This is a genomic window from Photobacterium sp. GB-36 (assembly GCF_003026135.1).
In the GTDB taxonomy this organism is placed as follows: Bacteria; Pseudomonadota; Gammaproteobacteria; order Enterobacterales; family Vibrionaceae; genus Photobacterium.
This window is the reverse complement of record NZ_PYNY01000031.1, coordinates 19,044-35,059: the sequence shown is the minus strand read 5'-3', so window position 1 is coordinate 35,059 and position 16,016 is coordinate 19,044. Positions and strand designations below refer to the sequence as shown.

10 protein-coding genes are annotated in these 16,016 nt (G+C 41.9%); 6 read left to right on the top strand and 4 right to left on the bottom strand.

What is annotated here, in order from left to right; translation table 11 throughout:
- Positions 1 to 1,028 precede the first annotated feature (1,028 nt).
- From C9J46_RS19130 to C9J46_RS19115, 4 genes are all read left to right on the top strand, one after another.
- Positions 1,029 to 2,747, top strand: a complete 1,719-nt coding sequence (locus C9J46_RS19130; RefSeq protein WP_107208556.1) for an ABC transporter ATP-binding protein — start codon at positions 1,029 to 1,031, stop codon at positions 2,745 to 2,747.
- 56 nt (positions 2,748 to 2,803) lie between these two features.
- Positions 2,804 to 4,363 carry an ABC transporter substrate-binding protein gene (locus C9J46_RS19125; protein ID WP_107208557.1) on the top strand — a complete coding sequence of 520 codons (1,560 nt, stop codon included), beginning with the start codon at positions 2,804 to 2,806 and terminating at the stop codon, positions 4,361 to 4,363.
- A 75-nt stretch (positions 4,364 to 4,438) separates the two neighbouring features.
- Complete coding sequence (locus C9J46_RS19120; RefSeq protein WP_005372184.1) at positions 4,439 to 5,416, top strand: ABC transporter permease; 978 nt, start codon at positions 4,439 to 4,441, stop codon at positions 5,414 to 5,416.
- A gap of 3 nt (positions 5,417 to 5,419) precedes the next feature.
- The gene (locus C9J46_RS19115; protein WP_006647518.1) at positions 5,420 to 6,358 is read left to right on the top strand and encodes an ABC transporter permease; all 939 of its coding nucleotides are present in this window, start codon (positions 5,420 to 5,422) and stop codon (positions 6,356 to 6,358) included.
- Positions 6,359 to 6,418: 60 nt separating this feature from the next.
- Here C9J46_RS19115 and C9J46_RS19110 read toward each other — a convergent pair whose 3' ends face one another.
- Entirely contained in the window at positions 6,419 to 8,044 is a 1,626-nt protein-coding gene (locus C9J46_RS19110; protein WP_107291384.1) for a chromosome partitioning protein ParA, read from the bottom strand.
- Between the two features lie 275 nt (positions 8,045 to 8,319).
- Complete coding sequence (locus C9J46_RS19105; protein WP_107208559.1) at positions 8,320 to 9,687, bottom strand: YjiH family protein; 1,368 nt, start codon at positions 9,685 to 9,687, stop codon at positions 8,320 to 8,322.
- 459 nt (positions 9,688 to 10,146) lie between these two features.
- Between C9J46_RS19105 and C9J46_RS19100 the strand changes: the two genes are divergently transcribed.
- Positions 10,147 to 10,734 carry a hypothetical protein gene (locus C9J46_RS19100; RefSeq protein ID WP_107291383.1) on the top strand — a complete coding sequence of 196 codons (588 nt, stop codon included), beginning with the start codon at positions 10,147 to 10,149 and terminating at the stop codon, positions 10,732 to 10,734.
- A 564-nt stretch (positions 10,735 to 11,298) separates the two neighbouring features.
- Here C9J46_RS19100 and gorA read toward each other — a convergent pair.
- Entirely contained in the window at positions 11,299 to 12,654 is a 1,356-nt protein-coding gene (gene gorA / locus C9J46_RS19095; RefSeq protein WP_107208561.1) for a glutathione-disulfide reductase, read from the bottom strand.
- 206 nt (positions 12,655 to 12,860) lie between these two features.
- Entirely contained in the window at positions 12,861 to 13,700 is an 840-nt protein-coding gene (locus tag C9J46_RS19090) for a 23S rRNA (adenine(2030)-N(6))-methyltransferase RlmJ (protein WP_107247861.1), read from the bottom strand.
- A 216-nt stretch (positions 13,701 to 13,916) separates the two neighbouring features.
- On the opposite strand from C9J46_RS19090, the gene prlC reads away from it, so the two are divergent.
- Positions 13,917 to 15,959, top strand: a complete 2,043-nt coding sequence (prlC, locus tag C9J46_RS19085) for an oligopeptidase A (RefSeq protein ID WP_107288076.1) — start codon at positions 13,917 to 13,919, stop codon at positions 15,957 to 15,959.
- The last annotated feature ends 57 nt before the right edge of the window (positions 15,960 to 16,016 follow it).

The following is a 16,016-nucleotide window of genomic DNA, read 5'->3' as shown; positions in this document are numbered from 1 at the left end:
ATTAAGAAAACCGTATCGAAAGATGCGGTTTTTTTTCGCCTATAGAAAAGAAAAAGTCGCTCAGTGTTATTGATTAGAGCGCCAAGGGTCGGGGTTCCCTGATATTAGAACCTTGCTCTTCACCGACCACTATTAAGAAAACCGTATCGAAAGATGCGGTTTTTTTTCGCCTATAGAAAAGAAAAAGTCGCTCAGTGTTATTGATTAGAGCGCCAAGGGTCGGGGTTCCCTGATATTAGAACCTTGCTCTTCACCGACCATCATTAAGAAAACCGTATCGAAAGATGCGGTTTTTTTTCGTCTATAGAAAAGCTTAAGTCGCTCAGTGTTATTGATTAGATCGCCAAGGGTCGGGGGTTCCCTGATATTAGAACCTTGCTCTTCACCGACCACTATTAAGAAAACCGTATCGAAAGATGCGGTTTTTTTTCGCCTATAGAAAAGTAAAAGTCGCTCAGTGTTGTTGATTGGGGCCAGAGAGGTGGAGGATTCCCTGATGTTAGAGTTTCGCTTTTTATCGTTCCTAATGAAGGAGCTGTATCGTAATCGTAGGTTTTCTTCGTCGCCAATCTGATTTTATGTGGTGATAGATTTTAATAAATTTGTAATTATCCACTTATATATCTAGTAAATTAAAATTTTTGGTTGTTACTGTTGTGTATTTTTATGAAAGCAGTTGATGTTGTGATTATGTAAATCGTGGTAGTTGTTGTTAGTGATAAATTATTCATAACTTGTCTTTTGTTTTTTTAGGAAATAGTGATTATTTTGATGATTTTGCATGATATCGCTGTTTTTGTGGGTGTTTTGCATTGAAAATATATTTAGGTGGATATAGTTTTGCCGATAAGTAAAAGTGAATAATTATTCGATAATTCACATTTATTATAGTTTTTTGCTTTGAAATGTTGCTTTTGTGTAAAATATTTGACAGATTGATAGGCCGACATGCCATAGATGAATGTTCTGGTGTGGAAAGGATTCAAGTTTTTATATTGGCAGGATCTGCCAAGCAATTGAGGTCGGTCATGGCTTTATTAGAAGTAAAAAACCTTCGGATAGAATATCCATCCCGCCATGGGGTGCATGCTGCGGTGAAATCATTGTCGTTTTCTATTGAGCGCGGTGAAATTGTCGGCGTAGTGGGTGAATCTGGTGCGGGTAAATCAACCGTCGGCAATGCGGTGATTGATCTATTGAGTCCACCAGGACAAATCGCTAAGGGTGATGTGTATCTTGATGGGACAAAAATTTCAGGGCTGACGCCAGAGCAAATGCGTCAGGTACGTGGCGCTAAGATAGGGTTTATTTTTCAAGACCCAATGACATCGCTAAACCCGCTATTTACGGTTGAACAACAACTCACTGAAACTATAGTAACCAATTTACAAGTCACTCAGCAGGAAGCGTACAAACGTGCATTAACGTTAATGGAGCAGGTGGGTATTCCGCAACCGGAATTGCGCATTAAGCAATACCCTCACCAGTTTTCAGGCGGTATGCGCCAACGTGTCGTGATTGCTATCGCGCTGGCAGGAGAGCCTGATTTAATCATTGCTGATGAGCCTACAACAGCGTTAGATGTTTCGATTCAAGATCAAATTTTGACGTTGATCCGTGCGTTGTGTGTTGAGAAAAACGTCGGCTGTATGTTGGTTACTCACGATATGGGCGTTGTCTCGAATGTGACTGATCGCGTTGCAGTAATGTATCGCGGTGACTTAGTCGAGCTCGGCACCACAGAGCAAGTTTTACACCGTCCAGAACATCCATATACTCAAAGCCTAATTTCAGCTGTTCCACGTTCAGATATTAAATTACAGCGTTTTCCATTGGTGAATTATATCGAAGCGGCAGAAGAAACGCCGCCATTAGATGTTAAAAATCATTGGTTAGGGCAGCGCCAAGAGCAACGTGATTATTCAGGACCATTGTTGAATGTAGAGAACGTGAGTTTGCGCTTTGTGACCAAAGATTCTTTCTTTGAAAGTCGTCGGGAATATGTTCAAGCCAATAATGATGTCAGTTTCCAAGTCTTTGAAGGTGAAACCTTTGGCTTAGTGGGTGAATCTGGCTCTGGTAAATCAACCATTGCTCGTGTAATTGCTGGTTTATACCCGCCGAATGAAGGTCGGGTGACATTTGAAGGAATGGATCTAACGGCGCTGAAAAGTGAAGCTGACCGTCGTCCTTTCCGTCGTCAAATGCAGATGGTCTTCCAAAACCCCTATACCTCGATGAATCCACGGATGCGTATTTTCGATATTATTGCAGAGCCTATCCGTTTTCATAAATTAACCGAGAACGAAGCACAAACCCGTCAAATTGTGCATGATTTATTGGATCATGTTGGATTAGGACGTGCCTCTGGGGTGAAATATCCTCACGAGTTTTCAGGCGGTCAACGTCAACGTATTTCTATTGCTCGTGCTCTCGCAACACGTCCACGATTGTTGATCTGTGATGAGCCAACATCAGCTCTGGATGTGTCTGTTCAAGCACAAATTTTGAATTTACTTAAAGATCTGCAAGACGAATTGAATTTAACCATGCTGTTTATCAGCCATGACTTACCCGTGATCCGTCAAATGTGTGATCGCATTGGGGTGATGCAAAAAGGTACTTTGCTGGAAGTGGCGAAAACTGAACAGCTTTTTACCGATCCTCAACATGAATACAGCCAACATTTAATTTCACTAATGCCAGAATTTAAAGGGATTAGTCAAAATGGATTAAAGCGCGCTTAGTCCACATCAACAAACATTACTCGCGGGAGAGGTCCCGTGCATAAAGGAGTTATGCAATGAAAACCATCAAGAGCAAATTAGCCGTAGCATTGATTGCCGCGGGGTTAAGTTTTAGTGCTACTGCTGCAGAAATCAAACTGGGTTACGCTTCGGATCCTGTTTCATTAGATCCGCATGAGCAGTTATCAGGCGGTACGCTACAGCTATCTCATATGGTGTTCGATCCTCTTGTTCGTTTTACCCAAGATATGGATTTTGAGCCGCGTCTAGCGGAAAGCTGGGAGCGTGTTGATGATCACACGTTCCGTTTCAAATTGCGTCAAGGGGTGAAATTCCATTCGGGTAATCCACTTACGGCGGACGATGTGGTATGGACATTTAATCGCCTGCAAGATTCGGCAGACTTTAAAAAGATCTTTGCCCCGTATTCTGAAATGAAGAAAGTGGATGACTACACGGTTGAGTTGATCTCGAAAGGAACCTATCCACTGGTACTACAAACTGCGACATACATCTTCCCAATGGACAGCAAGTTCTACACAGGGAAAACCGCTGAAGGTAAAGATAAAGCGGAAATTGCGAAACACGGTAACTCATTTGCTTCTACCAATCTTTCAGGTACCGGTCCATTTATCGTTACAGAGCGTGAGCAAGGGGTAAAAGTTGAATTTACCCGTAATGCAAATTACTGGGATAAAGCGTCAAAAGGTAATGTAGATAAGCTAACACTATTGCCTATCAAAGAAGATGCAACACGTCTTGCAGCGTTGCTTTCTGGTGGTGTTGATATGATTGATCACGTTGCACCTAATGATCATAAACGTTTGAAAGAAGCAAAAGATGTTGATCTGGTGACACTACCGGGTACCCGTATTATCACGTTCCAAATGAACCAGAACAGCAATGAAGCGTTGAAAGATGTGCGCGTACGTCAAGCGATTGTACATGCGATTAACAACGAAGGCATTGTGAAGAAAATCATGAAAGGCTTTGCGACTACGGCAGGTCAACAGAGCCCAGTGGGATACCAAGGTTACAATGCTGATTTAGTACCGCGTTATGATGTGAAAAAAGCCAAAGAATTAATGAAAGAAGCGGGCTATGCCGACGGTTTTACATTAACCATGATGGCACCGAATAACCGTTATGTGAACGATGCAAAAGTAGCGCAAGCGGTAGCGGCGATGCTGTCTAAAATTGGCGTGAAAGTCGATCTCAAGACCATGCCAAAAGCGCAATATTGGCCTGAGTTTGATAAGTGTGCGGCAGACATGATGATGATTGGTTGGCATGCCGATACTGAAGATTCAGCGAACATGACAGAGTTCCTAACCATGACGCGTAATGAAGAAACAGGTCAAGGTCAGTACAACTGTGGTTTTTACTCTAACCCTGAAGTCGATAAGTTGATTGAAGCGGCGAACGTAGAAACCGATCAAGCCAAACGTAAAGTCATGCTACAGAAGGTAGAAGCGACGTTGTACAACGAAGCGGCGTTTGTCCCACTGCATTGGCAGAGCCTTGCATGGGGCGCGCGTTCAAATGTACACGCGGCCGATATTGTTAACCCAATGGAACAGCCTTACTTTGGCGATCTTGTGGTCGATGAAAAGTAAGTAATGTTATAGCGAAAGCGACAGTGCCGGAGCTTGCTCCGGCACTTTTTCAGGAAGAAAGAGAAGGGGCAGGGAATGTTTACGTTTCTGGTCAAGCGCCTGTATCAGGCACTGATAGTGATGTTTGTGATCAGTTTGGTGGCCTTTGCCATCCAAGATAACCTTGGCGACCCATTACGAGAGTTGGTGGGGCAATCTGTATCAGAAGCAGAACGACAACAATTACGTGATGATTTAGGACTTAACGATCCGTTTATCACCAAATACAGCCGATTTTTAGCTAATGCGGTACAAGGCGATCTTGGCACGTCTTATACCTTTAAAAAGCCTGCCACAGAGGTGATTTTAGACAAGTTAGTTGCCACCTTAGAGTTAGTTTTTGGTGCCACAATTATTATTGTCTTGGTCTCTATTCCGCTTGGCGTGTACTCCGCGATTCATCCCAATAGTTTCTTAACCAAAGCCATTATGGCGTTCAGTAGTATTGGTATATCAATTCCCGTTTTCTTAACTGCCATTATGTTGATGTACGTCTTTTCTATTGAGCTAGGTTGGTTACCTTCGTTTGGTCGAGGTGAAACCGCCAACTATTTAGGTTGGGAGTCGGGGTTCTTTACCCTTGATGGCTTAAAGCACCTTGTGCTGCCATGTGTTGCCTTAGCGTCGATTATGTTGCCGTTGTTTATTCGTTTAGTGCGCTCTGAAATGTTAGAAGTGTTGAGCTCTGAATACATTAAGTTTGCGAAAGCGAAAGGGCTACCGATGAAAAAGGTCTACTACCAACACGCCTTAAAAAACACCATGCTGCCGGTATTAACGGTTGGCGGGGTGCAGATCGGTACCATGATTGCTTACACCATTTTGACTGAAAGTGTATTCCAATGGCCAGGCACAGGATTACTGTTTTTAGATGCCATTAACCGTGTTGATACCCCACTTATCACAGCTTACGTGATTTTTGTTGGCTTGATCTTTGTTGTAACTAATACCATCGTCGATTTGCTCTATGGATTGGTTAACCCGACTGTAAACCTGACTGGCAAGGGAGAGTAAGTCATGAGTAATACACTAGCTGCACCAAGCCGTTGGGAGCGTTTTAAAAACTCCGATATTTTGTATTATTTTAAGAAAGACAAAGTGGCGATGGTGTGCTTCGCTGTCTTTCTAACGTTTGCCACCACGGCATTGTTTGCACCGTTTATAGCGCCGAGTAATCCGTATGATTTAGCGTCGATAGATATTATGGATTCAGAGTTACCGCCATCATGGATGGAAGATGGTGATGAGAACTTCTTACTTGGTACCGACGATCAAGGCCGTGATATTTTATCGACCATGCTTTATGGTGCGCGTTTATCACTAACGATTGGTTTACTTGCTGTTGCACTGCAAATGACACTGGGGATCGTGATTGGCTTAACTGCGGGTTATTATGGTGGCCGTGTTGATAGTTTCTTGATGCGTATTGCCGACGTGCAGTTGTCATTCTCGACCATGATGGTGGCGATCATCGTTTCTGCGATTTTTCGTACCGCATTAGGTGCTGAAACCTATGCGCAATATGCGGTGATCATGCTGGTGATGATTATTGGTATTGCTGAATGGCCTCAGTATGCACGTACAGTGCGAGCTTCGGTATTAGCCGAGAAGAAGAAAGAGTATGTTGAAGCGGCAAAAGTCATGGGCTTTAGAGCGCCACGTATTATGTTCCGTCATATTCTGCCAAACTGTTTATCACCGATCTTAGTGATATCAACGGTACAGGTGGCGAACGCCATTATGTCAGAAGCGGCCTTGTCATTCTTAGGCTTAGGTTTACCGGTAGATCAGCCATCATTGGGTTCACTGATCAGTATCGGCTTTAAATATATCTTCTCTGGCGCGTGGTGGATCACTGTCTTCCCCGGTATTTTGCTGGTGGTATTAGTACTGGTAATCAACTTGTTAGGTGATTGGTTACGGGACGTGTTTAACCCGAAGATTTATAAAGGCTAATAGCTTGATGTTTAGATAATAAAAAGGCGACCCATTGGTCGCCTTTTTTATTAGGTGCTGTTACGATTTTTTCATCGTAATAGTAGCAACTTTGGCACCATTATCGCTTAACGTATCACGAACAAGTACGCCTTTATCCCATGCTTTACCTGCTGGGATGTAGCTAAAGCGGTTGATCTTGAAGTTATCGGTTGTCTCACCAGTATCTTTGTCATTCCAACGTACTGTTGTGTTTAGCTGATCTAGTGTTGCTGTAGATACTTTATCGTTGGTACCAAACCACCAGAAGTCCATCTTTGCAAAGTCTTCGTATGTGATCGTTTCGTTTATGCCATCAGCAATATCGCATTTACCTATAAACTCTTGGCCTGTTAGTGTGATTGTATTCTCACCAAACGTTAAGTTAGATGTTGCTACATCATGACAATCAGGACGCGTTTCTTTAGCGGTCCATGTTCCTGTGAAGTCAACAAAGCGATCTGTTTTTGCATCCGCTACAGGATAGAAGAATTCGATGGATTCACTGATTCGTCCTGCGTAATCACCATCTAGGTATTCTTTGCTGCGAATTTGAGTGTAAACCTGAGTTACTGGATCGTATGTACCTGACTGTGCTTCTTTTTGTTTATGGTCGCCATCTTGACGCTCAATGTATTCAAGGTTAGCTTGAGTTAATAAGCGCTCACTACAGTTTTTTGCAGTCATACAAGCGTATGGAGAGCCCATTGTTTCAATTTCAGACCAAGGCATCATTTCATTTTCAGTATAAGCTTCCGCCTTATTAGTCATCTCATAAACAAAGCTTGGTAAAGTGCTTGTTTTTTCGATGGTTGAGTCGTTAGAACCAGCAAGAATAATAAATTGATCATCAGTCAACTTGTAGTTCATTAAGCTTAAGCCACCAACGTACTTACCGTTTTGTTGGTCTTGATGAATAACCGTTTTAAATGTTTCATCGCTGCTATTTTTAACGCGTAGGTTGGCACTACGATGAATAATAATTTGGTTAGAGCCTTTTGCCCATTGTGTTAATACTTCATCAGAACCACGTTGTAATTGTTCTGGGTTTAAAGATGCTTGCATGTGCTTTTGAGCATCAGCAGCAGCTACAAGCGCTTTTGAATCTAGCAGGGTTAATAGTGTTTCAACTGATTTTTCAAAGTAACCATCATCCAAGGTAATTTTCGCTAGTGCAGCTTGAATATCAGTACTTGGGTTATCTTTGATCAGTGAAGGGATGATAATGGTTGAATCATCATTGTGTTCGTTAATGGTTAGTAGTAAACGTGCAAGGTTAATAGAGCGCTCGTAGGTACCAGCTGCTTCAAATGGGGTTGTAACTGCACGACCAGAAACTGAACCAATTAATAGACCGTCTTTGCCACCGATATAGAAACTAATAGTGCCATTTTCTGCACCTAACTCGTAGTTACCTTCTGCATCTGTTTGTGCTGCTTTCGTACCGATAACGTAATCTAAGCCCTGTACCTTAGCATCAATAAATTGACCTGTTGTAACTGGTGTTGGATTGCCTGTATCTGGCTTACCAGTGTCAGGGTTGCCTGTCTCAGGAGATGGATTTTCAACATCTGGTGCTGTTGGCGTTGAAGATGAATCGTCGTTACAGCCAGTAAGAGTTAGCGTCGCAAGAAGGGATGCTGCAACAAGAGACAGTTTAAATTGCATGATATAGATTTCCTTAAACAATATGCACAGTTAATCAGCCGAAAATAACATTAAAACAGTTAGTTATAGTTGATTTTTCGATATGTTTGCAATTAAGGAAAATAAAATCAATGGTAAAAAAGTGCTTATTCTTATGATGAATACTATATTTTATAAAATGCGATAAGATTAACGAAATTGCTGGCTGGCATTAAGTCTAATGCTTTAGCTACATCAATATTTTGATAATAAAAAAGGCGACCAATGGCCGCCTTTTTTATCAGTGAAACTCAAATTTAGAATAGTAAATGTGCCATGCCTGCAATCACAGGCAAGGTGACCAGTGTACGTAGGATGAAAATTACAAATAGTTCCCACGCTTTAACGGGTACTTTACTACCGATAAGCAGTGCACCAATTTCAGACATGTAGATAAGTTGTGTCACTGACATTGCTGCGATGATAAAACGGGTCATGTCGCTTTCAATGGTTGAGGCCAAAATAGATGGCAAGAACATATCAGCGAAACCCACCACAATCGTCTTTGATGCCGCTTCCGCTTCTGGAATGTGCAGCAATTCTAAGAACGGAATAAATGGCATACCTAAGTAATCAAATAGTGGTGTATTTTCTGCAATTACCAGCGCGATAGTACCAATTGCCATAACAACAGGCAGTACGCCAAACACCATATCTACGGCATTTTTCACACCATCTAACGCAATTGCTGGAATACTTTTAACTTCAGCTGCTTTCTTTAGTGCTTGGTGTAAACCGTAAGAGAAAACGTTGTGACCTTGTGGCACATTTTCATCATGTTGACTCTCTGTTGTGCCATCAATGTAGATGTTTTTCTTACGTGATAGTGGCGGTAGACGAGGCACAATAATTGCCGCGACAAGACCAGCAAGGCATACCGTTAAGTAGAACGGTGCAAACATGTGCTCTAAGTTAACTTGCGCGATCACGACTAAGCTAAAGGTAATAGATACCGCTGAAAAGGTTGTACCAATAATGGCCGCTTCACGTTGGGTGTACATTCCCGATTCGTATTGCTTACTGGTCAATAATACGCCTACCGAGCCATCACCTAACCAAGATGCAATGCAGTTAACAGATGAACGGCCAGGCAAACCAAAAATCGGACGCATGATTCGAGTAAATAAAGTGCCGAAAAATTCCAGTAGACCAAAATTGAGTAGAAGCGGCAGTAGCAAACCGGCAAAAATAAATACTGAGAATAGAACAGGTAGTAAATCGTTTAATACAAGACCGCCTGTCGCGTCGTTACGAAACATTACAGGGCCAATATTAAAGTACGCCATAACAGCAAAGATAGCACCAAGCTGTTGAACCACAAACCACATTGGTGATGGGTTTAGTAAGCCGTTTAAAAAACCATTGCGTGTAATAAACCCTGGCTTAAACACTTTAGTGATGATCGACATGATAGCTGTAAAGCTGATCACGCCTGTCACAATCGATGTCAGTGAATGTTCAAACTGCGCTTGAATAGTTTTCGCTAAAACAGCGATAGGGATTGTAATGTCACCATTAAAATTAATCGGTGCCATAAAAAGAAAGACACCAATTAATGATGGGATAATGAACATTAGCCAGGTGTTTAAGGTGTTTTTAGGTGGTGCTACTGCTTGGTTATGCATCTTGATTTACAACCTACTGATAGAAACTGCCGAATAAATAGGAATACCCTCTATAGACCCTGTGAGAATAACTATTCACTGGTTTTCCATATTTAGGGAGGGAGAGATTACATTCTTTTAATAAAGCATGGAATAGTTGACTGGTAAAAAATGGTTAATTATGTAAATGTTTTTTGATTTTATTCTGATTTTTATGTGTTTAGTAAACGTTATGATTTAACAAATTAATAAAAATTAGTGTGTTATGACGATTATACTGTGATGGGTATTTGACTCATTATTCTAGAGGTTCTAGATACTCTTCTCATTTGCGCAATATTATTACTTATATGTAATAGTGTTTTTGCTTTGGTAGGGATTATGTTTTTCTTTGTAATGGTTATAATGATGACATTAAACAATATGTTGTATTTATTGCTTTAGCTTAATTATAACGTTACCAATTTATTGAGGTTTGCTATGACAGAACAACATCATAATCATTTTCACGTTGGTCAAATTATTGAAAATCATCCATTTGCAGCGGGAGATGGTGCTGTTCTGGAAATGTTCCGCAATGATATGACGAATGTTGTTTTTCTTGGTTTAGATAACATTACTGAAGATGAACAACAACTGCTTGCTGAATCAGGTGCTGAGTTTGGTGTATTAAGCACTGAAAATGGCGGTTGTTTAGTGGTACTAAAACTCGGTGATCTGGCGTTTGATATTCAGTTTAATGCTGCGGTGATCCCTAATGAGTTTTTTGCACAACCTGCTGAAGATACAGCTTCATTAACATTAAACATGATGGCTGTTGATACACAAAGCAATGAAATGAAAGTGATCCGTGAGTTTTCATTGCCAGCAGAAGTTAGCCATAAATTAATTGATGTGGTTAACAAGCAGCGTGAAATCGAAGATGTGATGGCTGTGAATGCAGAAAACATGCATTTACTAAACACTATCAGCACTGAAGAGTTGCTAAAACAAATCACGCTTACGCAAATTCAAAGTGTGATTGCGCCAAGCTGTAGTTGTGGTCATGATCACCACCATCATCACTAATTAATGAATATATTTTAAAAAAACATCGCCTTTGCGCGGTGTTTTTTTTCGTCTTAATTACGCTTACGCTGTCGTGATTAAAAAACGTCAGGCCAAAGGTTGAGTGGTAGAGGGTATATAGCAAAAGGGCTTTGAACATGCGGTTCAAAGCCCTTTCTAAATTCTTTTTTCAGTAAGGTATTTTAATGCTTACTTATTGTTGCCGTTTTTGTATAGAGAAGAAAACGCTGGAGTGTATAGAGCAACAATTTTATTAACGATGCGAGTCATGGAATTACCTATAAAGTTTAAGCTGTTTTTACTGTACAACCTTCGCCCAACCCTAAGATATATAGGCATTCAGTCGTGTTTCGATGCGCGAATTATAGATATTTTTGGAACATTGAAAAATGAAAAAAACTAGTGTTTTAGTATTAGTTTTACTAATGAATTGGCGGTGTGTGTTAATAGGTAAAAATACGCTTTTAAACTAAGCTCTTTCGGTATCGTTGATAAAAGCAATAGCATAAAAAAGGCGATGTATTTCACTACATCGCCTTATCTATATTAGGTTCGTGTTAATGCCTAGCGCATTGTCACAAACTCCTCAGAGCCTGTTGGGTGAATAGCCACAACGCTATCAAAATCAGCTTTTGTTGCGCCCATCTTCATCGCGACACCAAAGCCTTGGATCATTTCGTCAACCGCGAAACCAATACCGTGTAGACCGACTACTTTCTCGTCATCGCCTGCACAGATCAGCTTCATCTTACATGGTTGACGGTGCGCAGTAACTGCGGTGTACATTGCTGTGAAGCCTGACTTGTACACTTTCACGTTTTCTTCGCCGTATTGCGCAATCGCTTCAGCTTCAGTAAGACCGATAGTACCGATTGGTGGGTGGCTAAATACTACTGTAGGGACTAATTTGTAGTCCATCTTCGCATCAGGTTTGTTGTTAAATAGACGCTCAGAAAGCTGACGACCTGCTTTAACTGCTACAGGTGTTAGTTCGATACCGCCTTCCATGATGTCACCGACACAGTAGATACCAGGAACGTTAGTTTGTTGGTATTCATCCACTTTGATGAAACCACGGTTATTGGTTTCAACACCCGCAGCGGCTAGGTTGATGGCATCTGTAGTTGGCTCACGACCGATAGCCCAGATCAGTACGTCAGTATTGTGTGATTCACCGTTTTCAAAGTACAGCGTGATTGAGCCGTCTTTTTCTTTCACTACTTCTTTTGGCACAGATTGCGTATGTAACGCTGGCCCTTCAGCTGCCATAACTTCAACTAGCGTATCTACAATCATTGGATCGAAGCTACGTAGTGGTGATTCTTTACGTACGAATAAGTGCGTATCTGTACCTAGTGCATTTAATACACCAGCGATTTCAACGGCAATGTAACCTGCACCAATGATAGCGGCACGTTTTGGTTGCTCTTTTAGTTCGAAGAAACCGTTAGAGTCGATACCGTAGTGTGCGCCTTGGATTGCAGGAATTGATGGACGGCCACCAACAGCAATAAGAATGTGATCAGCGGTGTAGTGTTCACCGTTTACTTCAACCGTTTTCTGGTCAACGAAATGGGCAAAACCGTTGATCACTTCAACTTTGTTATTGCCTAGTACATTGTCGTAAGAAGTGTGGATACGGCTGATGTAAGCTTCACGGCTTTCGACCAGTTTGCTCCAGTCAAAACCTTTTACATCAACATTGAAGCCGTAATCTTTTGCGTAAAGGTGCATAGCTTCAGCGATTTGAGCACCGTGCCACATCACTTTTTTAGGTACACAACCTACGTTTACACAAGTACCGCCGAGTGCTTTTGCTTCGATAATCGCAACTTTTGCACCATACATTGCAGCACGGTTTGCCGATGCAATACCGCCGCTACCACCGCCGATACAGATGTAATCAAAATGCTTTGCCATGACTTTACTCCATTAATATTCGTTATATTCGTGACGAGCTATTGAGCTAGTGTAATAAAGATTGGGGTGCCTGACGAGGATTTAAAATCGGAAAATACGATTGATTTGCTATTAAATCATCGGAAATTGAGATTGTGGCACGAATTATCTGGTACAGGCAGCATACACTGCCTGTATTTAAAGGGAGGAAATATTGCCAATGGAGCTTATTCAGGCACAACCCATTTAACGGTGTGGTGACCATGATTAGGCGCAATGGCTTGCTGTAACCAAGGTAGAATGTCACGCATTTGGCTTTCTAGCTTCCAAGGCGGGTTAATCACAATCATGCCTGATGCTGTCATACCGCGCTCTTCACTATCAGGCTCTACACCCAGTTCAATTTGTAAGATTTTGGGGATATTTAAATCTTTTAAGCCTTGAAGCATGTTGTCGATAGTTTCACGATAAACCACAGGGTACCAAATCGCATAGGTACCTGTCGCCCAACGTTGATGGCTTTGCTTGATCGCTTTTACTACATCTTGGTATTCATGTTTAAGTTCATAGGGGGGATCGATCAGTACCACACCGCGACGCTCTTTCGGCGGTAGGGTCGCTTTTAAGCGAGCAAAGGCATCTTCTTTATACATTTTTACTTGGCGATCGCCACGGAACTCTTGCAGGAGTAGAGGGAAATCACTTGGGTGAAGTTCGGTGAGTACCATACGGTCTTGATCACGGATTTGTGCGCGTGCCACTTTTGGAGAGCCTGGGTAGTAACGCAGCTCTTCGCCGTGATTAAGATCTTTAATCGTTTCAATGTAGCTTTGGATCGCTTCAGGGATATCATCACGTGACCAAATACGTGCAATACCTTGTTTAAATTCACCGGTTTTTTCGCTGCGCTCATCTTGCAGATCGTAACGACCTACACCTGAGTGGGTATCGTGATAGACGAAAGGTTTATCTTTCTGCTTGAGTGCATCCAAAATTAAGCTTTGAACAATGTGTTTAACCACGTCGGCATGGTTGCCAGCATGGAAGCTGTGACGATAACTCAGCATGAAATCAATCTCTATCGGTATATAAAAGGAGAGGGGTTAAACAGTATTATCGTTAATTCTCACCTATTATCCAACCATGACACCACCTTTAGAGTGAACAATCATGAGTAAATGCGTGAATTTTTGCCTTTTTATACACTAAACCACGCAAACGATTGAAATTTACCTATCGCGGGCGCATGTTAATAATAAGATAAAAAAATAAAGGAAAAGCGTATGTCTAACCCATTATTGACGATGACCGATTTGCCACCGTTTGCTCATATTAAACCTGAGCATATTAAGCCCGCGGTTGAACAAGCGATCGCAGATTGTCGTGAAAATGTAGAATCTGTGTTGATGGAAATGGCAGAGCCAACTTGGGAAACCATCTGTGCGCCTTTAGCTGAAACTGATGATCGCCTAGGTCGTATTTGGTCACCTGTCGGTCATCTTAATGGCGTGAAAAATAGTGCTGAATTACGTGAAGCGTATGAAAGCTGTTTGCCTCTGTTATCTGATTACAGTACCTGGGTTGGACAACACAAAGGATTGTACGAAGCCTATAAAGCGATTAAAGCGAGCGATAAATTTGCGTCGTTGAATAAAGCGCAGCAAAAGTCGATCAAAGACGCCTTAAAAGAATTTGAGCTATCAGGTATTGGCTTACCTGCACAAGAGCAAGCGCGTTACGGTGAGATCAGTAAACGCTTATCTGAGCTATCTTCAACCTTTAGTAATAACGTGTTAGATGCCACCATGGCATGGAACAAGGTCATTACTGATGTTGAGCAATTAAGCGGTTTGCCTGAATCGGTTTTGCTTGCGGCAAAAGCGAACGCAGAAGCGAAAGAGAAAGAAGGGTATTTATTCACTCTAGAAATGCCGTCGTACTTACCGGTAATGACTTACTGTGATAATCGTGAACTCCGTGCTGAAATGTATGAAGCGTTCGGTACCCGTGCCTCAGATCGTGGTCCTAATGCAGGTGAATTTGATAACACTGAAGTCATTGCAGAAAAACTGAAACTGAGCCACGAACTGGCTCGTATGTTAGGGTTTAACAGCTACAGTGAAAAATCACTGGCGACCAAAATGGCGGAATCTACCGAGCAAGTGTTAGGTTTCTTAAATGATCTTGCTGATCGTGCGAAGCCACAAGGTGAGCGTGAGGTGGCTGAGCTACGTGAATATGCTAAGAATGAATATGGTATCGACGATCTACAGCCATGGGATTTTGCTTACTATTCAGAGAAGCTAAAACAACATCGTTACAGCATTTCAGATGAAGAATTACGTCCATATTTCCCTGAAAAGAAAGTCGTTGCAGGTCTCTTTGAAGTATTAAAGCGTGTGTTTGGTTTAGAGATCAAACAACGTGAAGGTGTAGAAGTTTGGCATGAATCAGTAACGTTTTATGACATCTTTGATAATAAAGGTAAACTTCGCGGTAGCTTTTATCTTGATCTTTACGCCCGCGATCATAAACGTGGTGGTGCGTGGATGGACGAATGCATGGTTCGTCGCACCCGTATTGATGGCACGTTACAAACCCCAGTAGCCTACTTAACTTGTAACTTTAACCGTCCGATTGGCGATAAGCCGGCATTGTTTACTCACAATGAAGTCGTAACCTTGTTCCATGAAACGGGCCACGGTATTCATCACATGCTAACGCAAGTTGATGTAGCGTCAGTATCAGGTATTAACGGTGTGCCATGGGATGCGGTAGAGCTACCAAGCCAGTTCCTAGAAAATTGGTGTTGGGAAGAAGAAGCACTGGCGTTTATTTCTGGTCACTATGAAACAGGCGAGCCACTACCAAAAGAAATGCTAGATAAGATGCTCGCAGCGAAGAACTTCCAATCAGCGATGTTTATTTTACGTCAGCTTGAGTTTGGTCTGTTCGATTTCACGCTATACACCGAATATGATCCAGAAGTGGGCGCACAGGTGTTAGATACCTTATTTAAAGTGAAATCACGTGTCTCAGTGGTACCAAGCCCAGAATGGGGACGTTTTCCACACAGCTTTAGTCATATTTTTGCTGGTGGCTATAGTGCAGGTTACTACAGCTATTTGTGGGCAGAATTATTGTCTTCTGATGCGTTTTCACGCTTTGAAGAGGAAGGCATTTTCAATCCGCTAACAGGTCAAGACTTCCTAACTTGTATTCTTGAGCAAGGGGGCAGTGAAGAGCCAATGGCGCTATTCAAACGCTTCCGTGGTCGAGAGCCTGAGCTAGATGCAATGCTGCGTCATAGTGGTATTACGGGTTAATTATGACTATTGCTGTATAAAAAAAGGCTCCTTTAAGGAGCCTTTTTTGATCGAGTA